This window comes from Brevibacillus sp. M2.1A (genome assembly GCF_013284355.2).
GTDB lineage: Bacteria > Bacillota > Bacilli > Brevibacillales > Brevibacillaceae > Brevibacillus.
In genome coordinates, this window is sequence record NZ_JABSUY020000001.1 from 5,764,594 (window position 1) to 5,786,298 (window position 21,705).

The following is a 21,705-nucleotide window of genomic DNA, read 5'->3' on the forward strand; positions in this document are numbered from 1 at the left end:
CCCTTCCCTACTCCATTTCCAGATGCAGCATGCTTCCTTTTCCCATCGGTTCTGCAGGTGTCACGACCAGACGACGCGGCATGCGCACACGTATTTCCGGGACGTGGCTAATGACCCCAATGGTAAAATCGTCCATGCGCAGTCGCTCAAGCGCATCCATAACGACCTCCAAAAGCTCCGGATCAAGTGTCCCAAAGCCTTCGTCCAGGAAGAAAAACTCCAAGCGTCCGCCACGCATTTGAATCTCCATTGACAGGGCTAGAGCCAGCGACAAGGAGGTCAGGAATGTTTCCCCGCCAGACAATGTGCTTACTGGGCGGCGCATTCCTCCAGCTCCCTCATCCCGCAAAACAAATTCGCCCTCGTCCCCGATTTCCAGCCCGTAGCGGTTGGCGGTCATTCGCTTGAGGTGATAGGAAGCGTCTCTTGCGATTGATACCAGTTTTTCCTCCGCAATGAACTGGACAAACGCCTTGGCTTCGAACAATTTTTTCAACTCTTCCAAGCGGCTCTGCTCATCCTGCTGCTGTACCATCTCTTTATGGAGTTCTTGCCATTTGTCATGATTTTTTTCCATGCGATCCACATGCTCTTTGGCGACAGCGACTTGCTTTTGCGCCTCCTGGAAGGCTTGCTCCCATTGATCCCACGCCTCTTTTGCGGTGGTGAGTTCTTCTTGTGTAAACGAACGGCCTGCTATTGCTTGTTGAAGCCTTTCTTCCTCATAACGAAGCTGCCCAGCGACTCGCGTGTAAGCCTCGACTTGCTCCTGTGCCTGAGGCAATTGCTCGCGCTCTGCATACCGCTCTCGTACATAATCGACAGTACCGAGACCTGTTTCCTGTAAGCCCTGATACAATGTCTCATGAGCTTCCGTGCGTTGCCGTGTGAGGATCGCGAGCGTCTCCGAATACTTGACCAGATTGTTTTGCACCGTTTCCCGCGCTTCGGCAGTTTCTTTGCGCTTTGTCTCTGCCAGCGTAACTGCCTGACGTAAACGGAGTAGAGTATCCTCTACCTGCATCAGACACTCCTGCGCAGTAAGTCCACCCGTGCGTTCCAGCCATTGAGCATGCTTTTGTTCCCACATGCGCTTTCTATCTTCCAGCTTTTCCTTCAGCGCCGCTTCCCGTGATTTGCCCTCTACCTTGCGCGATTTGGCGGCTTCTACCTGCATCATCAGCTTCCCGCGCTGCGTTTCTTTCTCTGATCGCACCTGTTGGAGTTCCGCCAATCGGCGATCTGATTTTCCGATTTCCTCGTACCGCTGTTCGATTTCCTCGATGGGAAGTTCATTGCGCTTCGTGTCCAGCTCTTCTCTAGATTGCTTTTCTTGTGTGAAAGCAGCGTCCAGGCGAACTTTATTCTCATCGATTGCCTTCTGTGCCTGCTCGAGCAACAGCGCGCTCCGCTCCATCAAGCGTTTCTTTTCCGCCTCTTCCTCACGCAAGACCTCCAACTGCTGCTGCAATTGCTCACGCTCTGCTTTTAGCCGCTCTCTTTCCGCTTGCTTGGCAATCAGTTCCTTTTCCTCACGCTGATAGACGGCGAGAAGCTCTTCAAAAGAATCCACGATCCAAGGCTGTCCATACCCGTGGCACTCTGCCTTGATCGCGTCCAAGCGCGCTTCCAGCTGTTCCTGTTCAGCCTTTACACTTGCTAGGCGCTCATCAAAAGCAGCAAGCGCTCCCTTTGCTGCCAACCAGGCTTCCTTGGTCTTGCCTGCTTCTTGTTCAGCCGCACGCAAAGCCTCCTCTGACGCTTTGATTCGAGCACGCAGGGCATCACCCTCCGTTCCCGCTTCAGACGCTTTTATATGCTTCTGGTGGCCGTGTGGATGGTGTTCGGAACCACATACCGGACACTCCTTTCCTTCCTCTAAACGTTCACGCAAAAATCGCGCCATATTTTCCTGCTGCCATCTTTCCCATTCCTGTCGCAGCTCATCTCGTTGGGTCAGTTGACTTTTCACAAGCGCTTCGCTTGCCTCTACTTCCCGAGTCAGCTCCTGATTCCGCTCATCCAACTGTTTGCGCTCCTGGATGATGTGCTGAGACTTTTCCTGCCATGATGAGAAAGCCTGCAATACTTCCCGCCACTGGCGACCTACCTGCTTCATGTCTGCCAGTACATTTCTTGCTTTCTCCCATTCCGCTTCGCTCATCAAAGCCGTGTCGGATGGTGCTGCCAGCTCTTCTCTTTTTTGTGCCAAGCGATTCGCACACGCTTCCCAGCTACGCTTGTGCTCATCAGCTGTATGGGCTGCCGCCTGAATCTGCTGCTGAGCTGCGAGTTGTTCTTTTTCCAGCTCACGTACCTTGGCATAGTCACGCTCCCACTGCTGCTTCGCTTCTCTGGCTGCCGCTATTTGTGCTCGCCATTCAGGAGAGATCGTGACCTGCTTCATCTGTTCTTGCAGGTCCGCCCACGCAAGCTCCCAGTTTTTTAAGTCGGCTTCATCCTTTTCCAGCTGTTGCTCTATGTTGGTCAAGGCAACTGACACTTCGTTCCATTCACGTTCCAGACCTGTCCACTCTTCCCGGATCGCCTTTAGCTCCTCTTCCCACTCCTGTGCCTGTACCAGCCTGCCCTTTTGCTGAATTAGTAACGGCTCTTGTACAGCCAACTCGGCATGGACCTTCTGATACGCTTGCTCTGCCTCATCTACGGCTAAACGAGCACTCTCCTGTTGTTCGCGGCTGCGTTCCAATGCCGCACCGGTCGCATGCCATTCCTGATCCAAGCGCTCATATTGCTGGAGTAATGGCCACAGCCGAATACTTGACTCCCACTCGCGAATCTTTGCCGTTAGAGCTGCTATTTCCGCTTCATTTGCTTCCTGCTGCTGTAGTTGCGCCTGGACATGCAATAGCTCGTGATGCCACTGGTTAAGCTGCTCCAGCTCCTTGAGCTTCCCTGCCAGCTCCTGTTTTTGCTGGGTGAATTCCTGCTCTTTTTGCGCAGCTTCCTCCCACGTTTGTCTCGCCAGCTCCAAGGCTTCCGGGCCTGCGTCACCCAGAGCTGCACTCGCCAGTTGCAAGCGATGCATCTGTTCCTTGACCTGCTCCAACGCGTGCCGTACGCGCTCACTCAGCTTTTCCCCATAAATATGTAGGCGGAACATCCGTTGCAGCATTTCATTGCGTTCACTGCCCTTCAGCGTCAAAAAGCGGGAAAATTGACCCTGTGGCAAAACAACCGCCCGGGTAAAGTCCTGCAAAGTGAGACCAATCAGTGCCTCAATCGCGGCTGTCGCGGACGTGGCTTTAGACTCCAATACGACATCCGGCTCTCCGGTCAAGGCGCCCGACTGAATCAGCCTCACTTCCGGCTGTCGCTTGTTCCCCTTTTTATCCAAGCCAAATTCCCGTTCCACTGTATATTGCTTGCGCTCATCGCCAGTCCCCAGCTCAAAGGTAAAGGAAACGAAAACGCGCTGCTCGAGCTGATTCAGCACTTCTTTTGGATGGTTTCCCCCGCCCAGCCGGACGACCTGCCCGTACAACGCGAGCGTGATCGCGTCCAAAATCGTCGATTTCCCGCTTCCAGTCGGGCCAAATATCCCAAACAGTCCCGCCTGACATAGCATTTCGAAATCGACCTCTTGCATTTCTCGGTAGCTGTGCATCCCTGCCAGCTTCAATCGTATCGGTCTCACTCTTCTTCCCCCTCTCCTCCGGTTTCTGCCAATAGACGCTGGAACAAGGCCACGAGCTGCTCATCCGGCTCTGCTCCCCTCTTTCGTTCATAGAAGCGTTTGAACAATTGATCGGAGGTCAGCTCTGTCAACTCGACACGCTGTTCCTCTTCTTCCTCACGCTCTTCTCTCACGACAACACGCTGTATTTTCAAGAAATCATCCGAAAGCTTGCGGACACGCTGAAATTCTGCCGGGTCGATCACACCAGACACATGCAGCTCCAAGTCAATCCACGCCCCTGCATCGCGTCCCTCTTCCAACCAGCGCTCGACTTGCTCGATTCCCTCTGTCGCCTTCCAACGTGCCAATGGCCGTGCGCTCGTCAAATAAATAATCTCCTCACGCACTTCTTGTCCCGGCTCCACCTCGACCAGTACGACTGCCTTGCTCTGACCTGCTTCAGAAAAGCTGTACGAAATCGGTGAGCCGCTGTAACGCACCAACGGCTTGTCACTGAGCTTTTGCAGTCGATGGAGATGGCCGAGCGCCACATAATCAGCGTTCTTCGGAAAAGCCTGCGGCGATACCGTCAACGCTCCCCCAATTTGAATCGGTCGCTCGGAATCTGTTTCCTTACCGCCCATGACAAACAAGTGACTCGTGACCAGGTTGACCGTATCCTCGCGAAAATGAACAGACAGATCAGCAAGCAATTGCGCAATACGCTCGGAAAAAGCAAGCTGCATCTGCTCTTGGGTAAAGCTTTCGCTCAACAGCTCCTTTAATCGCGATTCAGAAGGATAGGGCAATGCCAAAATGACCGCATTCGCGGCGCAGCCAGGAATCTTCATTTCCAGCCAAGAAGGGCCTCCCTGCACAATTTGCACGCGATCAGGCGAGGCTTCCTGTGTCAGCAATGGCGCTTCCTTCGGCAACCCCAACAAAACGATCCCGTGCTTTGTGGCAAGCGGAGCTGCTGCCCGCACCCGCTCAGGCTGGTCATGGTTCCCCGCGATCACGACAACACCTCGCCTGCCTTCCGAAGACAAGCGCTCCAATGCATCATAAAAAAGCTCTTCCGCCCAAGCAGGCGGATTGACAGAGTCGTACACATCCCCAGCAATGAGCACCAAGTCCACTTCCCGCTCATCAGCTATGTGACAGAGCTCGTCCACAAATGCCACTTGCTCAATGCGGCGGTCCCGCCCTTCCAGTTGCCGCCCGAAATGCCAATCGGCTGTATGTAAAATCCGCATAGCTACTATCACTCTCCACGATCATGTGTTTGCTTTTCATTGTAACAAAAGACAGCGCTGTTCGCGGTTGAAATTTACTCCACTTTTCCGTAACTTTTGCTCCTGACTGCTCGTCTTCCAACTGAAAGGATCGTGCTTAATCGATCTCTTCCCGGAAAGGAGCTCGTTACCGTTGCGTAATTCCCACCTGTTGCTCAACCTGACAGTAGGACTTGCCGCCTCCAGTCTCGTCCTCAGTGCCCCCTCTTCTCTTGCCTCCAAGGAGCCTACCAAGACCCAAGTAATAGAATGGATTAACAAGCAAGCCAAAGATCCAGTTGTTTCCGACTACTTTGATTTTCAACTCGTCAATCTGGATGATGACCCAGAACCAGAAATTCTCGCCAAGCATAACGGCAGCGTACATATCGGAAATTTTTACATCTTGGATCAAAAGCCAGATCGTACGTATGCCCTCATCGCGGAAGAGCAATGGAATCCACCGCACCTGCAATTGGATCATTGGGACTATACGCGTGAAGTGAATCACTCCGAGATCGACAAAAACGACGACGCTGAACCACGTTTGCTCGCAGAAAAACGAGTATTTGAAACCATCCACCATACAGGCGGCTCCGGCATATGTATCTACGAGGCGAATCTGTGGTATTTGGACAAAGGGCGTCTAGTCAAAGCATGGGAAGGGCTGCTGCGGGAAACGGTTTCCATGCCGGGTGGTCAACTTTTCCAAACGGTTGGCAGTTATCAAATCCTTCATGACGACACTGAAAAACCCTTGCTCTACTACTGGCAAACGCAACAGGAGCTAAACCCGGATACAGGTGAACCACTTCCGGGCAAACCTGAGACTACTTTGCAAATGTATCGTTGGAAAAATGGTGTTTTTGTTCCTTGGAATGTAGGAAAACCGCCAGGGCAATAGCCTGACGGTTCGGAATGTCTTCTATCCGTTGTGATGGGGGCGAAGCCCTGCCACATGTTCTCCAGTCGCCTTTTTCCTCTCTGCGTTCGGGCGGTCTCCTTCCGAACATGTGACAGGACTTCCAACAGCTGTGTACCTGATCCGATGCTTTTACATCATTGTGAAAGTAGGGCAGGTAGCTTCTTGAATTTACTCGCAAGATTTTTAATAAAAGGTCACTTAGGAAGAAGTGCATTTCCAGTCCAAGCGCCTCTGGAGCCCTACCTAGCGTAGAAATGAATGGCAGGGAATTTCAGCTTCACTTATGAGATCCTTCCTCGAAACTTCAACGTTTGAAGCGCTCCTGCCATTCATATCGGAGCGGACAGTGAATCTCCTTGCGGGGCGTAGGCCGAAGCGTAGACTGGAAATGCGTTTCTTCCCCACCACTACAGCTACATAATAAAAAGCCGCACTCCCACGAATCAGGAGCGCAGCTTTTCATTTGTCGGTGACTTCAATGTCTGCAAACACATGTAGCTGATGATCCCAAACAAGATCGTGATAATCATCGAGTGAGTCAGCGTAGCGTACAGGTGAAGTTTGTAAATAATCACGAAGCCGCCGCTGAACACCTGCGCAACGCAAAGAATAAAGCTCAGGATACTTGCACCGTACAAGTCACGCCGTTTTTCCTTGAAATGACGTATACAGTAAATCATTGTCCCCAACAGCAAGAATCCCAACACCATCGCAGCGATTCTGTGGGCAAAATGAATACCGGTCTGTCCGTACAACTCTGGGATGACCTGTCCCTGACACAGAGGCCAGTCACTGCATGCCAAACTTGAACCCGTATGTCTGACATACGCTCCGAGATAAACGACAGCGTACGTATAAATAGCGACGAACCACATCCAGTTGCGGAAGCCTTTTGAGACGGTCGTTTTCACCAGACTTTGCGTTTTTTCTCGCTGATAAACAAACATACTCAACAGGAACACGCCTGAATAAGCAAGCAAGGAGAATCCGAAGTGCAGAGCCAAAACAGATGAGGACTGTGGCCAAATGACGGCAGAAGCGCCGAGAATGGACTCCACTACGATGAAAAACAAACCAAAAATAGCGAGATTGCGAACTTCTTGGTTGTCTTTGTAATAACGCCAGCAAAGTACAGAAAAAATCGCGACAACAATACCGGCAACACCCGTAATCAGGCGATGAGAATATTCAATAATGGATGCCAACGTGTATTCAGGAACCCATTTACCGTTGCACAGCGGCCAGTCATTTCCACAGCCGAGTGCTGAATCTGTCTTTGTAACAAGCGAACCGGCTACCATCACGATAAACATGATCAAGGTAGCAAGAAAAGCTAATGGCTTCAGCCATTTTCCCATAGTAAGTCACCCTGTTTCTTGTGAGGATCAAACAACACCTCGTTCTATGTCCTCTTTTACGATAATGAAACATCCCCTGCTAAGCAAGGGATGTTCCGTGAACATTTAGTGAGTGTTTCGTGTCAATAATAGTTGACCATGGTACTGATGACGATCGCTGCACAAAACACTGTCAAATAAAGGATGGAATACCCGAACAGTTTGCGTGCCCATGCAAGATCATCCTTGGTTTTGAACCCTTGGAAAAGCAAAACCATGTACACAATCCCCATCACACCCATGACGAGCAAATACACATAGCCTAGACTAGCATGGACAAACAGCAGCAAAGAAGCCGGGAGCAACACCGAACCCCATAGCACCATCTGTCGCTTGGTCTCGGCAAAGCCTTTTACTACCGGTAGCATCGGCAGATTACCTGCACGGTATTCTTCTGTTTTCAACATGGCCAACGCCAAAAAATGGGGAGGCTGCCACAAGAACAAAACCAGGAATAACATCCATGCAGTCATGTCCATGGTCTCTGTTACTGCTACCCACCCAATTACCGGAGGAGCTGCACCTGAAATACCGCCAATCACCGTATTGAGAGTTGTCACTCGTTTCAACGGCGTGTAAATCAGCACGTAAAAAATGTGACCGATCAATCCCCAAACCGCCGCCAAAGGATTCGCATATACAGCCAACACAGTAACTCCTGCCAACAGCAGACCAATTCCCAAGAGGATCGCGCTACGTGCAGAAATTCTTCCGGTTGCTACCGCCCGATGTTGAGTCCGCTTCATTTTTTTGTCCAGATCTCGGTCGTAGAAATTATTTAAAGCCGCCCCCGACATAATGACCAAAGCCGTTCCCAGCATGGTGAAAAAAGCCAGTTTCCAGTTCGGATAACCGTAGGACGCTAACCATAAAGCAGCAAAAGTGGTCATCAAGTTTGACAGGGTAATGCCGGGCTTCGTCAGTTGTACGTAATCCCGAAAGGTAGCTGGCCCTACCGGCTGTGTCTGCAAAGAAGCATCGGCATCAAGCGATTCCTGCACGGTTATTTGCTGGTCCACGTTTTGTACCTCCTGTTTCCTTCTATCTGAACATCCGAATCATGACTGGATAAACTACCTACATTGTATCCAATGCCCCAAAAACTACTAAAACGATCACTTACCAAAAATTACATCCAGCACGCCAGAGGTCTCGCCACCTGGATAAATCCAGTACAGCAGCAGATAAACCGCAGCTCCTGTAATCGAAGTGACAAACCAGACAATGGACGTCCAAGGACCGATCTTCCGATGAGAAGCATAGTTTTTCGTGTAAGCGTACCTGAGTGTAATCAGACCCATCACACCACCTACTGTTGCCAGGACGATGTGGAAGAACAAGAACGTCTGATAGATTGGTTTGATGCTGTCAGGTCCGCCAAAATGCGTGTTTCCAATAAAAGCCGTTCTGGAAACATAAGTGATAAAGAAGATCGTGGCACAGATCGCAGCCCATTTCATAATCTTCATATGCTTTTCTACTTGCTTTTTCGCAATGGCGTACCAGCCAATCGCAACGAGAATTCCGCTAATGACGATAAAAGCCGTACTTACTGTAGGCAATATAAGCCCCATTTTTTCACCTCATTCAACAAACGTTTCTGCTGTTCGCACATATTTAAAAAGTCGGCTTTTCAGCACCGAAAGATTGATCCATCGGCAGGTCGTCCTGCTTCTCTGCCTTGTACCAATGGTAGAACACATAGGCCAGCACACAGCCGTAAACAAGCTCCTGTACCAGCTTCATAATGATCCCGCCAAGACGCTGATCATTAAACGCGTCAAGGCTCTGGAATAGTTGTGGAGCAGCTATATACGTAGCGTACAGCGGTTCCGAGGCAAAAATAATCAGCGCACAGGCTGGCGTGATCAAGACACCGTTTGCAAAAACGTACGACAGTTTTTTCAATCCGGCCAGTTGTCGCTTGTTATCAGACAACGGACTCACAATTGGCCACCACATTGCAAATGCGGCAATCACGAGAATGACATGATAAAACGTCATCCACTCATGGTTGATCGCGACGGCATCAAAAATAAACGGAACATGGTAAAACGAAAACAGGGAGTTGAACAACAGCGCTGCCACTAACGGATGTGTCAAAGAGTTTAGGATGAGCTTCAGCGCTTTCGGACGGAAAATCTTGGCCAAAAGCCATTCAGGCATTGCCAGAAGCATGAGCGGTGGCAGAGCAAAGTACAAGATCGATTGTTGGAGCATGTGTAAACTAAACATGTAATGATGGCCGTAATAACTGATAGGGCTTCCTTGTGCAATGTAAAACAACACGATTGCCAACACAAAAAGCAATCTTTGCTTGCCAGTCGCCGGTGTAGCGTTTTCAAAACGTTTATGCATGGGACCTGTTACGAGAAAGTAGACAGTAGTCACAAGCAACGATAGAAGCATCACATCCGGACTCCATAAATCCGAAAAGGTTGCTGATCCGGTAGTCGGTGACATCTCGTGCATTTGATGTGCATTTCCCAAGTTTATATCCTCCCTTCCGAATGTGAAATCTTGGACGATGCCACTCTCACTTGGCGTCGTCATATGTAGATTTTGTGTCAATATGAAATACCAATTTTTATCTATTAAATATTGCCCTTGATCCAATCTCCATTATACCGTTTATTCCCTTTTTCTTTGAAGATAAAAATGAACAAAGTGTTGAACAATACAATTCGAAAAATTCACATAAAACCTATTGTGAATTGAGTCATCATGGTGGAGGAGAAGAAAAAGCACAGTTCTCTCCGACACTGACACGCCCGCAAGGGGGATATACTGTCCGTCTCCACTTCCAAAAGGGGACCGTCGAGCCAAAGCCACCCTACGGGCGGAAGTTTCTCAGGGAAGAAGTGTTCGATAAGCGTGGTCCTCTTTTGGAAGTTCCGACTGGGTAGGCGTTGTCAAGGTCTACGAGCCCTGTGCTTTTTCTTCTCACCAGCTTTGTTTGTTCATCGGTACGTTTTAAAATCTTTCCCATATGAAAATAAAGAAGAGTCCAGATCTTGTCTGAACTCTTCTTCTCTTCTTATCTTACAAACCAAAGGAAACGAACTTCGTCTCCAAATACTCATCCATTCCGTAGCGGCCACCCTCACGGCCGATTCCGCTTTCCTTGAAACCGCCAAACGGTGCTTGTGTCTGGGTTGGCGATCCGTCATTGATTCCAACGATTCCGTATTCGAGGAGCTCAGCCATGCGGAAGCAACGTTGATTATCGCGCGTGTACACATAAGCAGCCAAGCCGTAACGTGTATCGTTTGCCATCTGTACGACATCCGCTTCTTCTGTAAAACGTACGAGTGGAACGACAGGACCGAATGTTTCCTCAAAGGAGATTTTCATATCCGTTGTAACGCCAGCAATCAAAGTCGGTTCGCAATAGAAGCCCTTTGCATAATCACCTTCAACCAAACGATTTCCGCCGTATACCACTTGCCCGCCTTTGTCTTTGGCGTCTTCGATATGCTCGAGCACCTTGTTCAAGGCACGCTCATTTACAAGTGGACCGATCTCCGTCTCTTTCTGGCGGCCATCCCCTACCTTTGCACGCTTCAGACGCTCTACCAGCTTTTCTGTAAACGAATCTGCGACATCCTCATGGACATACAGGCGGTTCGTGCAAATGCACATTTGACCGGAGTTGCGGAACTTGCTCTCAAACAGACCTTTTACGGCTGCATCCAGATCGGCATCCGGGAATACGATGAAAGGTGCGTGACCACCAAGCTCCATGCTGACGCGCTTCACTTGCTTCGCCGCGCCCTCCATCAGCAGCTTGCCGACACGAGTGGAGCCTGTAAATCCGATTTTGGAGAGCTTCGGATTGTCGATGAACTCCTTCCCAATCGATTCCGGATTTCCAATGACGAGATTTACGACGCCTTTTGGAAAGCCAGCCTGCTCAATCAGCTCAAACATGCGAATCGCAGACAGCGGTGTGCTTTCTGCTGGCTTTAAAACCACCGTGCAGCCCGCAGCCAAAGCCGGAGCGATCTTCCGTGCAACCATGTTCACCGGGAAGTTCCATGGGGTAATCGCCCCTACTACCCCTACAGGCTGACGCAGCACCATGATACGCTTGTTCGGAACCGAGGATGGGATCGTTTCTCCGTTGACACGCTTGGCCTCTTCTGCGTACCAGACAAAGTTATCTGCGGCTCCCAGCACTTCGCCTTTTGCCTCGCCCAAAGGCTTGCCCATTTCAGCAGAAATGATGCCCGCCAGTTCATCCCGATTGTTTTTCACCAGCTCGGACAAGTTGTACAAATATTTGGCGCGCTCGCGAGCAGTCAGTCGAGACCAGCTGGCAAACGCCTGATGAGCGGCATCAATGGCCTTGTTGGCATCGCGACCATCGCCGAAGGTTACAGTTCCAACTGTTTCACCTGTAGCAGGATTCGTAATCTGAATGGACTCGCCACTCTCAGCATTCACCCATTCTCCATTAATAAACATTTGCTTGTACTCTCCCATGACTTTCGCTCCTCTCAATCTCTCTCAATAGATTGGTTTTAGGGCCTCAAACGGATTTTTGCAGTGCCGGCAATACAAAATACTTCGACAAGCAGCAGGACCAAACAAATTTTCTATTTGTGTATAGGGGGAATCACAGTAGGGACAGGCTACTTCCCATGTGTCTCCCGGTTTAAAGTCAAGCGGTGGCGGCGCGATGCCAAAGCTTTTCAACTTATCGCGAGCATCCAAGGCGATACGATCAGATGTCCAGGCTGGATCATAGACAAACACGACCTGAACCTGATTGATTCCTTCTGCCTCCACCAGCTTTTCTGTGATGTTCTTCTTCATGATCTCGAGTGCCGGACAGCCGACAAAGGTAGGGAGCACCTCGACGTGAACGACGTCTGCCTCGACGCGCACTTTGTGAATCATCCCCATCTCCACCATGCTGATCACCGGAATTTCGGGATCCGTTACTTGCTGCAGCAGTTCCCAGCATGTCGCTTCAAGCCCTTCATGCAGTTGCAGTTCTTCTTGCGCCATGAGAGAATCACTCCTTTTTACCAGCCTGCAGCCGGATCAATGCGATACACTTCAGACAAGGTAGCCAAAGCCTGCACGAGATCAGCAGTGTGTTCACCGTGACGGCCTCGCTCTTGTGGCATTCCTGGCTCACCCGGCCAGTCGAGTCCTGCTTTTTCGAAAATGTCTTTGGTCAGCGTCAGCCATTTTTGTTTCAGTTGCTCTTCATCTGCAATAAGACCAAATTGAACGATATCACCCTGGTTTGGTCCAAGATGAGGCAGCTCCCCGGCATCCTTCCAAACTTTTGCAATGGCTGCCTCCAGCCTCTGACGGGCATCAGCCGTACTGTTCGCCAATTGCTTCAACCAAACTTGCCAGTGCATCAGATGATAGCGATGCTCTGTCATCATTTTGCGACTGACCAGCGCGAGTGGTGCGTATGACGACTGCATAAGTGCCTCCAAGCGAACCTGCTTGTATAAGCCATAAACATAGCTGCGAACAATCGCATAAGCCCAATCGTAATGGGGATGATCGTTGTATTCGCCGTCGCCGTTTTTACGCTCTACCAGGATCGCATTGGAAAACGCCTTCGCCTCGCGAAGCTGTGCGAGATCGTCTGCTTTGCCCACCCCTAGCTGCTCAAGCATTTCATAAAACATTACGGCATGGCCCATCATGTCTTGAGACATTGATGAAAAGGCCACATCTTCTTCAATATGCGGAGCCAGCCCAAGCCATTCCGATCCACGATAAGCCAATATAAAATCGTCATCAGCAAGCTGGAACAACAGGTCGGTCAAGGCTTTTGCGAATGCCGGGTTTTGTTTTGCTGCTTCCACTGTTTCTACATGTAAACGGTCGCCCATGATTGTATCCCTCCTGCTTAACTGCCGTTGCCTGCATGCTTCTGTTTTTCTTCGTACTGCTCGCGATGGTGGCGCCATCTCGACTGCAAGTCGCCGTATCCTTTGGTCTCCCGATAGCTCTTGTTGTCGAGCCTTTCCAGGAAAGGACGCTCCTCTGGCGGCAGTCCAAAAATGTCGTCGCGCTTGACTACCCACAAATTAAAACAAGGCTCGCGGCGCAGGAAGTTCTCCCTCGCCATGCTCAAGGCAACTTCTTTATTGGGTGCCAACAAACTGAACTGTTGGACGAACGGAGCATTTACGCTTTTTTGGCTGAATACTTCGTATATGAAAAAGTTTTCATTGCTCATCCACATTCACCTACCCTACTTGTCGGCCGTACGACATAATCGCATCGCGCACCCATTTGGTTTCCTCATAAGACATTACCCGAAGATTCAGACGGTGAGCGGAGCGAGGTCCGTTCCCCTTGACGATTTGCTTGAACTCTTCCCAGTCAGGCTGTTGGTAGACCCATTTGTCTTCTGCCTCGTCGAAGTAAATCGTATCGTCTGGCACTGTGAAGCCAAGGTGGAAAATACGCGGCAAATACTTTTTCAGGAACACTTGGCGCAATTCTTCATTGGTCTGTGTACGAATCTTGTAACGCATGTTGGCTTCCTGATTGCTTGTTATATTGCCGTTTTCCGGTGGTCCGAAAAACATCAAGAGCGCTGGCCACCAACGATGGATAGCATCTTGCAGCATTTGACGCTGTTCATCGGTGCCTTCCGCCAACTCCAAGACGATGCTCTCCCCGTGCTGGGCGTGGAACTTTTCCTCCGCACAGATCCGATGCAGAGCGCGGGCATAAGGTGCATAAGATGTATCGAGGGACATCGATTGCGTAATGATAGCCGCTCCGTCAACCAGCCAGCCAATCACACCAGCATCAGCCCAGGTAGGCGCTTCCATGTGAAATACATTGTGAAATTTCAGTCTTTTTGTAAACAAATCATTCATGATGTCCTCGCGCGTCTTTCCCAATGGCTCAAGTAAGTCTTCTGCGACGCGAAGCAGCAATTGACCATGCCCCATCTCGTCCTGGACCTTCGCCATAATCGCCAGCTTTCTGCGCAGTGTCGGCGCCTTTGGTACCCATTCTTTTTCCGGCAAGGCACCCATGATCTCACTGATGCCATGCATCGAAATCAGCTTGATCAACTGGTTGCGATAATCGTCTGGCATCCAATCGTCTGCCTCTATTTTTTCCCCGCGATCGATTCTCGCTAAAAACGCTTCCAACTTTTCGTTTTCAGTCAGATCGGTATGTTCGAGCCTCATTTGCATGGAGAACGCCCTCCTTTTATCAGATATGCATTATGATAAAATTATAATACGTTTTTATAACGCAATAATAACATAACGTCATACGTTTTTGCAATACGCTTACATAGCGACTCTCCTATTCCCCGCGCCCAGTTATTTCTGCTGTCTTTTTCAACTGCTCGGCCATATGTCGCAGCTCTTGCATGACTGCATCCAGCTCCTGTATTCGCGTCGACTGCTGTACACTGTGATTCATCGTCTTCTCCATTTCGCCAGTAACCGTTCCGACGAGTGCATTCATTTCATCCAATAGTTGGAAAATACCCTTCGCCGAAGTAGCCGTCGTCTGGGAAAGCTGACGGATTTCCTCTGCGACCACGGAAAAGCCGCGACCAGCAGCCCCTGCACGTGCCGCTTCGAGGACGGCATTCAAGCCGAGTACATTGGAGCGCGTCGAGATATTCCGGATCAATTCGTTGATCTGGGTCGTTTCTGCAATTTTCATCTCTAATTGACCGGCTGCATCACTCAAAGTGTGACTCGCTTGTGCCAAATGGTCTGCATCCTTTGCCAGACTTTCTGTGTGCGAAGCGATATTTTCCAGCGCGTCCGTCAAGTTTTGAGCCAAGCCATGCAAGCGATCCTCTTGATCAGTCGTCACGCCTGTCGCCAAGCAACCGACCACTTGCCCGTTTTCCACAAGCGGATAACCGACTGCGATATAAGGGATGCCGTACAGCTCTTTGGAAATCTTCTTTACAACCCGCTTGCCCTCTTTTACCGCCGTCGCATTGATACTCCCCGGGCGCAATTCGTCTCCTACGCGAATCCCCAGGTTCAAGCCCTGTGCCGGATAATAAGCGAGAAACTTCTCTTTGTCAGTGACTCCTACCATACATTCGGACAAAAATGCCTTTTGTAAAATCGGTGCGACCATTAAGACACTATTCAGCAATTGAGACATGCATGATCCTCCTACCCTTGTGATGAAAACAACGATTCCCCCCGCATTCTTTTTCACAACGCGGAGGGAACGAACTTTTTTCACTTATTTAACGAGCTGGAATTTTCCATCCTTCACTTCAACCATGATCATGCTGTCTTCTGTCAGACCGTTATGATCATCAGCCGTGAACTTGAATTCTCCGGTTACCCCTACGTATTTCACCTTTTCCAATACCTCGCCCAGTTTGGATGTGTCGCCGCCTGCCTGCTTCAAGCCTTCCACGAGCAGATTCAAGCCGTCGTAACCATATCCCGCGAATCCGTCTGGCTGTGTATTGTAAGCAGCTTGATAGCCATCCACGAATTTTTTGATGATGGCAGATTGCGGATCGTCCGCCGCTACTTGTTCAGGAATGAGCAGTTTTCCCGCTACCATCAGGACACCCTCGCCCGCGTCTCCAATCAGTTCAAGGAATTTGCTGTTCGCAGAGCCATGGCTGCTGATGATCGGAATAGTGAGGTTTAGTTGCTTGGCTTCCTTCACAATCGTAGCAGGTCCAGGGTTCGTACCTGCCACAATCAGAGCCTGCGCATCAGTCCCTTTGATCTTGGTCAATTGGGAGCTCATGGACGGGTCTTTTGTGCCGTACTTTTCTTCAGCTACAATCGTGATGCCGTATTCAGGCGCATATTTTTGCAATTGCGTCGTCCAGCCACTTCCGTATGGATTGCTGTCATTGAGCGTAGCAATTTTCGTAATGCCTTTTTCCTTCAGATATTTGAAGATGCGCTTCGTTCCGTGTACGTCCGTGTGCGGTGTTTTGTAGATGCCTGCACGAACCGGATTGGTGATTTGGTCTGCCGCTGCCATTGAGATCAGCGGGAGCTTTTCTGCTGCAGCATACTCAGCCATCCCGAGAGACGGACCACTGCCTGAGGAGCCGAGTACAGCTACGACCTTTTCTTTCGAAGAGAGTTTTTTGATCGCTTTTACCGCTTCTGTATTGTCGGACTTGTCGTCTTCAAAAATAACTTCCAACGGTCGACCATCTACTCCGCCTGCGCCGTTGATTTCTTTTACCAACAGCTCTACCGCTTGCTTCTCCGGTACGCCGAGCGGACTGTTCGGACCCGTTAGTGAGAAAATAGCGCCGACCTTGATCGGGTCCTTGCTGGCACCACCAGTGCCCGACTCTGCTGCTGGCGTGGCGCCGCCTCCACAGGCACTTAAGAAAACAAGTGAAGCGACTGCTGCTGGTAATAACCAATTCTTGAATGATCGTTTTTTCATGGGTGTACCCCCTCATGTATGTGGTTGATCTTGATCAAACTGCTATGTTGGCTACACTGCTTCGTGGGAGCTACCCAAATAAGCAGATTGAACACGCGGGTCATTGCTAATCTCGTCTGCCTTCCCTTCCAGCATGACGGTTCCCGTACTGAGTACATATGCCCGGTCGGAAATTGCGAGCGCTGCGCGAGCATTTTGCTCGACCAACAGCACTGTAGTGCCCCACTCCGAGCGAATCTCCTGCACAATCGTCAGGATTTCTTTGGCAATCAATGGAGCCAATCCTAGCGAAGGCTCGTCCAACAAGAGGAGCTGCGGTCGAGACAAGAGCGCTCTGCCAATGGCGAGCATCTGCTGCTGCCCTCCGGAAAGCGTTCCTCCGAGCTGCCATTTGCGCTCTGCCAAAATGGGAAAACGTTCATACACCGTCTCCATTTCTTTGGCAATTTCCTTTTTGCTCGTCTTGGGCATCCGATGCGAGGCACCCAGCCACAAATTGTCCTCCACGGTCAGCGTGGAAAAAATTTGTCTGCGCTCCGGTACATGCGCCATGCCCCGAGGTACCACCAGCTCCGCAGGGACACGCGTAATGTCCGCGTCACGAAACCAAATCTTGCCTTCCTTGTCGCCGTGCAGACCGCAGATACAGTTCAAAAGCGTTGTTTTGCCCGCCCCATTTGCGCCTAACAGGGAGACGATTTCTCCCTCATTCACCTGCAGGTTAATGCCGTGCAGCACTTCTACCGGGCCGTAGCGAGCCGTGATGTTGTCTACTGTAAGGACTATCTTCCCCATCATGTTCCACCTCTTTCGCGCTTCATTCTGCACCCAGATACGCCGCAATCACTCGCGGGTTCTCCTGAATTTCACGTGGGGTTCCTTCTGCGATTTTTGATCCTTGATCCAATACAACGATGCGGTCTGCAATCGTCATGATCATGTCCATGTCATGCTCCACTAGCAAAATAGCCGTTCCGTTGTCGCGAATCTCACAAAACATACGGCTCATCTCTGCCGTCTCGGTATGATTCAGACCCGCAGCAGGCTCGTCCAACAAGAGCAGCCGTGGTTTGGCTACCATCGCGCGGGCAATCTCCATCAACCGCAGCTTCCCGTATGGCAAGCTCCCAGCCAAAGAGGTCGCTTCCTCTGCCAGACCTACATTCTCTATCCACGTCTGTGCCTGCTCCTGCATCATCTTCTCTTCCTTGCGGGACTTTGCCAGATTCATGCCGCAGGAAAAGAGACTCGCGCTAGTCTTGGTATGCATGCCGACCATCACGTTTTCCAAGACGGTCATATCGTCAAAGGTCTGGAGGTTTTGAAAGGTTCGCGTGATACCCAATCCGGCATATTCATAGCCTTGCACACGTGTAAGCGGCTGGCTGCTAAAGCGAATCTCTCCTTCCGAAGGCGGGATCACACCTGACACCATGTTGAGCACCGTGCTTTTTCCAGCGCCATTCGGACCGATCAGCGCGAGAATCTCTCCTTCCCGCACCTGAAAATCTACTTGATTCACTGCCCGTACGCCGCCAAAATCACGAGAAAGCTTTTGCACATCCAAAAGTGTTGTCATGTTGCAGCCTTCCTTTCCACCTGCTGCTTTCGCTGTACTTCGTCAGCCATGGCCTTCGCCTTTTTGGCCTGCCCTTTTTCGAAAGCAGTCCGGATGCGCGGAACCAATCCTTCTGGCATGAACATGATGAACAGCACGAGAATCGCACCGAATACAATCGTGTCCACATCTCCCTGCAAGCCTGGCACCACTTCACTCAAGAGAACCAGCGCTTCACTGATAAAACCAATCAGGATCGTCCCGATCAACGCGCCCCAGATGCTTGTCATCCCGCCGATGACGACCATCGTCAGAAACTTGATCGACTCGTGCAGTCCAAACGGCTGCGGATCGAGAATTCCCATGTAATGGGCGTACAGGCCGCCGGAAATACCAGCGAACATGCCGCTTACCACAAAGGCATTCAGCTTGAACTTGCGGACATCAATTCCCATGGAGGTCGCGGCAATTTCACTTTTGTGAATCGCCCGAAACGCTCTGCCGACACGTGAATTCAAGAGATTAAGTGAGAAGAGCAGCACACAGGTGACGACTCCCCAAATCAGAAAGTACATGGATAGCTCGCTTCCACCAAAGAAAGTCATTTGCGGAATGCTGATCATCCCATTTGCTCCCCCTGTGACCGGCTCCCACTCTGTAATCCCGATCTGGACGATGTAGCCAAATGCGAGTGTCGCCATCGCAAGGTAGTAACCTTGCAGCCCTGCTATCGCCCGCCCAAGGATAAAGGCGAATAACCCTGGAACAATCGCAGCAGCTATCAGGCCGATAAATGGGGGTAGACCGTACTTCGTCGTCAATACTGCGGAGGTATAGGCGCCTATCCCCCAAAATGCTGCTTGTCCCAGCGAAATTTGTCCCGCGAGCCCCATCACGAGGCATAACCCGATGGTTACGATTGCTTGAAGACCGATAATAATTCCAACAGAACGATAGTATTCATCTGGCATCACGAATGGGAAAAGAATCATCAAAAACAGGTAGATTCCTATGCTTTTGCCCCACTTATCGATGATCTGCTTCATCATAGCCCTCCTTTTCCAACGCTGCGTTCTCCAAAGATGCCGGATGGCTTGATCAACAGCATGCCGATCAACACCAGAAAGGCGATCGCGTCCTTCATACCGGAGCTGATGTAACCAGCTCCCAGCGACTCGACAATCCCGAGTAAAAAGGCGGCTACGGCTGCCCCCAGTGGATTTCCCAGTCCGCCAAGAATGGCTGCGGAAAAGCCTTTGATTCCAAGCAACACACCAATATCATAGGACGTTACGGAAAGCGGCGCGATCACGATTCCCGCTATCGCTCCTGTCGCTCCACTGATGGCAAAGGCCAGCATACTCATCTTTGTCGGGCTAATCCCCATCAAGCGAGCTGCCATCGGGTTTACCGAACAGGCGTTGATTTTTTTGCCGAGAATCGTCTTGTCCATCAAGTACCACAGTAAAAAAAGAATGATAAGAACAGCGGCCAAAATCCAGATACTTTGTTGTGCAATCATCACGCCCCCGATTGAGATCGGTTCATTGCTCGTAATCGGTTCGAGTGCAAACGCATCTTTTCCCCAAATGAAGCTGGCAATGCCACGAATCAGTGTGGAGATTCCTATCGTCAAAATAATCAAACTAATCGGATTAGCCTTTTTGACGTAAGCGATTACATATTTCTGCATCAAAACACCGATCAAGGTGACCATGAGGATCGCGAGCAATGCCGCCAAGCCATACGGGAGATTCATGCCAATCAAGGCGACTGTAACCATCCCGCCCAGCATCAAAAATTCACCCTGCGCCAGATTGATCACCTTGCTTACGTTGTAAATCGTGATGAAACCAACCGCTACGATCGCGTAAATCCCGCCACTGACGAGGCCGTTTGCAACGTACTGCAGCAATTCCGTCATATTCGTGCTGTACCCCCTTTGTTTCGCGTCCACCAAACTACACCCAAGTAAAACGCTTACATTATAAATAATGGAAAAATATTTATGAAAAAAGACCCTAGACGTGCTAGGGCCTTTCCTTCGCAGCTTTCGCCTATGCGGATGGCGCAGCTTCATACACGGTCTCGAAGAATCGTACTGCCCCTGGATTTAATAGCTGGTAGTAATTTTGGAACAACTGATCCGCCTCTTTGCCCAACCACAGCTCTGGCAACAATTCCTGCGGCAAATCAGGATCGATGAACAAGAACTTGCGGTATTGGTGGACGAGCTTTGTCTTTTCCACGAAGCAATGGCTGTCTGGAACCTCTTCTCCATTGCCCAGTTTTGCTGAAAGCTGCTCATATTCTTCTCGGTAGTCATCGATGAAGGCCTTGTACTTCTCATTGATTTCATCGATATCCCAGCATTTCTGCACGAGCTGCTTCGGATTGCTCCAGCCCATATGCTCGGATGTAAAGATCTCCACATACTCTGTAATCTCGTGCGCTTCCGTCAGGTCCTTCACACGATCACTAAGATTATTCGGACTGATCCATGTGCTGGTTGTCAGCATCCCGAAGCCCATCCAGCCCAGCTCCTTGCGCAATTGATCACGCAGCGCTCGACGCTCCTCGGGGATATTGTAGCTGGCAATGCACCATTTCCCGTCCCACACATCTGTCTCGACCTTATAAATACGTGCCGCTGCCTCTTCCAGCCGCTTTTTGCCGCGCTCAGATACCGAGTAGAAGCTGCGGTTCCCTACTTTTCGCGATTCCAGCCAGCCTTGGCGAAGCATCCGGGAGATCGCTGCACGAACAGCCGGCTCCGACAGTCCGAATTCCCCCATCAGCTTGGTTAGACTACCAATCCAGATTTCGCTTCCATAATGGCGGACGTATTCACCGTAAATTGTAAAAAGCATGGATTGTGGCTTCACGTTTCTTCTACCCCCAAATCGATTCATACCTATATGCTGTGTGAAATTGTACCATATTCTGTAGGAAGTGCGTGAATCGATCGAGAGTATATGACGATAAAATCATATAACGTTATTTAAACGTAATTATAGTAAAACATTTTAAAAGAGTCAATTTATTCTGTCAAATTTATGATTTCCCATGTACTTCCTCGTTGATCTCAGCTTGCAAGGCCTCAAAACGCCGCTTGATCTCATCCTTTTTGAAGATAGCCTGGACGAACGTCCCGAGCCCTACACGATTGCGCGTAGTGTCCGCCGTAACCTCGCACACTACGCGTTTTTCGGTAACCTGCACACAGGTAGCCCGGAACGTGACCTCCTGACCAATCACAGCTGGTCCGACATGCTTGATGTCGACAGCAAATCCCGAGCCCTCTTCATCAGCTTCCAGGTACGGCAAAATGACGCGCCTTCCCGCCCATTCCATGTAATAAATCATACTGACTGTCGACATCACAGGGTGCACCACTTGGCCTTCAAAAACAGGCAGCATGTCCTTTGTCACTGTGACAGTAAATTCTTCCGTCGTACCCGGCTGCAGTCTATCTATCAAGAGTATCTGCCTCCCTATCTGCG

General features: G+C 50.3%; 20 protein-coding genes. 1 reads left to right on the forward strand and 19 read right to left on the reverse strand.

All coding sequences use genetic code 11. The annotated features are described in order from the left end of the window. Positions 1–7: 7 nt before the first annotated feature. Positions 8–3,658 (reverse strand): AAA family ATPase, encoded by a 3,651-nt coding sequence (locus HP567_RS27475; RefSeq protein ID WP_173609914.1) that lies wholly within the window; start codon positions 3,656–3,658, stop codon positions 8–10. Beyond that, on the reverse strand, positions 3,655–4,896 hold the full coding sequence (locus HP567_RS27480; RefSeq protein ID WP_173609913.1) for an exonuclease SbcCD subunit D: 1,242 nt from the start codon (positions 4,894–4,896) through the stop codon (positions 3,655–3,657). The genes HP567_RS27475 and HP567_RS27480 overlap by 4 nt, the downstream gene beginning before the upstream one ends. A 172-nt stretch (positions 4,897–5,068) precedes the next feature. On the opposite strand from HP567_RS27480, the gene HP567_RS27485 reads away from it, so the two are divergent. After that, on the forward strand, positions 5,069–5,818 hold the full coding sequence (locus HP567_RS27485) for a hypothetical protein (protein WP_173609912.1): 750 nt from the start codon (positions 5,069–5,071) through the stop codon (positions 5,816–5,818). Between the two features lie 464 nt (positions 5,819–6,282). Here HP567_RS27485 and HP567_RS27490 read toward each other — a convergent pair whose 3' ends face one another. The 17 genes from HP567_RS27490 to HP567_RS27570 all read right to left on the reverse strand — a co-directional run bounded on the left by HP567_RS27490 (position 6,283) and on the right by HP567_RS27570 (position 21,682). Further along, complete coding sequence (locus HP567_RS27490; protein ID WP_173609911.1) at positions 6,283–7,197, reverse strand: COX15/CtaA family protein; 915 nt, start codon at positions 7,195–7,197, stop codon at positions 6,283–6,285. Positions 7,198–7,319: 122 nt separating this feature from the next. Further along, complete coding sequence (cyoE, locus tag HP567_RS27495; RefSeq protein WP_173609910.1) at positions 7,320–8,255, reverse strand: heme o synthase; 936 nt, start codon at positions 8,253–8,255, stop codon at positions 7,320–7,322. 96 nt (positions 8,256–8,351) lie between these two features. After that, a complete protein-coding gene (locus HP567_RS27500; RefSeq protein ID WP_007728156.1) occupies positions 8,352–8,810 on the reverse strand; it encodes a DUF420 domain-containing protein in 459 nt (152 codons plus the stop codon). 43 nt (positions 8,811–8,853) lie between these two features. Next, positions 8,854–9,726 carry a cytochrome c oxidase assembly protein gene (locus HP567_RS27505; protein WP_173609909.1) on the reverse strand — a complete coding sequence of 291 codons (873 nt, stop codon included), beginning with the start codon at positions 9,724–9,726 and terminating at the stop codon, positions 8,854–8,856. Positions 9,727–10,278: 552 nt separating this feature from the next. Then, the gene (locus HP567_RS27510; RefSeq protein ID WP_173609908.1) at positions 10,279–11,721 is read right to left on the reverse strand and encodes an NAD-dependent succinate-semialdehyde dehydrogenase; all 1,443 of its coding nucleotides are present in this window, start codon (positions 11,719–11,721) and stop codon (positions 10,279–10,281) included. Positions 11,722–11,745: 24 nt separating this feature from the next. Then, positions 11,746–12,249, reverse strand: coding sequence for a 1,2-phenylacetyl-CoA epoxidase subunit PaaD (gene paaD, locus HP567_RS27515; protein WP_173609907.1), 504 nt, complete (start codon positions 12,247–12,249; stop codon positions 11,746–11,748). A 17-nt stretch (positions 12,250–12,266) separates the two neighbouring features. Continuing rightward, positions 12,267–13,100, reverse strand: coding sequence for a 1,2-phenylacetyl-CoA epoxidase subunit PaaC (gene paaC, locus HP567_RS27520; protein ID WP_173609906.1), 834 nt, complete (start codon positions 13,098–13,100; stop codon positions 12,267–12,269). A 17-nt stretch (positions 13,101–13,117) separates the two neighbouring features. After that, the gene (gene paaB / locus HP567_RS27525; RefSeq protein WP_015893218.1) at positions 13,118–13,450 is read right to left on the reverse strand and encodes a 1,2-phenylacetyl-CoA epoxidase subunit PaaB; all 333 of its coding nucleotides are present in this window, start codon (positions 13,448–13,450) and stop codon (positions 13,118–13,120) included. A gap of 10 nt (positions 13,451–13,460) precedes the next feature. Then, on the reverse strand, positions 13,461–14,429 hold the full coding sequence (gene paaA / locus HP567_RS27530; protein WP_173609905.1) for a 1,2-phenylacetyl-CoA epoxidase subunit PaaA: 969 nt from the start codon (positions 14,427–14,429) through the stop codon (positions 13,461–13,463). Between the two features lie 115 nt (positions 14,430–14,544). Next, positions 14,545–15,372, reverse strand: a complete 828-nt coding sequence (locus HP567_RS27535) for a methyl-accepting chemotaxis protein (protein WP_173609904.1) — start codon at positions 15,370–15,372, stop codon at positions 14,545–14,547. A gap of 84 nt (positions 15,373–15,456) precedes the next feature. Continuing rightward, positions 15,457–16,644 carry an ABC transporter substrate-binding protein gene (locus tag HP567_RS27540; RefSeq protein ID WP_173609903.1) on the reverse strand — a complete coding sequence of 396 codons (1,188 nt, stop codon included), beginning with the start codon at positions 16,642–16,644 and terminating at the stop codon, positions 15,457–15,459. A gap of 51 nt (positions 16,645–16,695) precedes the next feature. After that, positions 16,696–17,439 (reverse strand): ABC transporter ATP-binding protein, encoded by a 744-nt coding sequence (locus HP567_RS27545; protein ID WP_173610235.1) that lies wholly within the window; start codon positions 17,437–17,439, stop codon positions 16,696–16,698. Positions 17,440–17,461: 22 nt separating this feature from the next. Beyond that, positions 17,462–18,223, reverse strand: a complete 762-nt coding sequence (locus HP567_RS27550) for an ABC transporter ATP-binding protein (protein WP_173609902.1) — start codon at positions 18,221–18,223, stop codon at positions 17,462–17,464. After that, the gene (locus HP567_RS27555) at positions 18,220–19,251 is read right to left on the reverse strand and encodes a branched-chain amino acid ABC transporter permease (protein ID WP_229088168.1); all 1,032 of its coding nucleotides are present in this window, start codon (positions 19,249–19,251) and stop codon (positions 18,220–18,222) included. The genes HP567_RS27550 and HP567_RS27555 overlap by 4 nt, the downstream gene beginning before the upstream one ends. Beyond that, positions 19,248–20,126, reverse strand: coding sequence for a branched-chain amino acid ABC transporter permease (locus HP567_RS27560; protein ID WP_106656170.1), 879 nt, complete (start codon positions 20,124–20,126; stop codon positions 19,248–19,250). Before HP567_RS27560 ends, HP567_RS27555 begins: the two co-directional genes overlap by 4 nt. Before the next feature lie 133 nt (positions 20,127–20,259). After that, complete coding sequence (gene paaX / locus HP567_RS27565) at positions 20,260–21,087, reverse strand: phenylacetic acid degradation operon negative regulatory protein PaaX (RefSeq protein ID WP_173609901.1); 828 nt, start codon at positions 21,085–21,087, stop codon at positions 20,260–20,262. Positions 21,088–21,256: 169 nt separating this feature from the next. After that, on the reverse strand, positions 21,257–21,682 hold the full coding sequence (locus tag HP567_RS27570; protein WP_173609900.1) for a thioesterase family protein: 426 nt from the start codon (positions 21,680–21,682) through the stop codon (positions 21,257–21,259). Positions 21,683–21,705 lie beyond the last annotated feature (23 nt).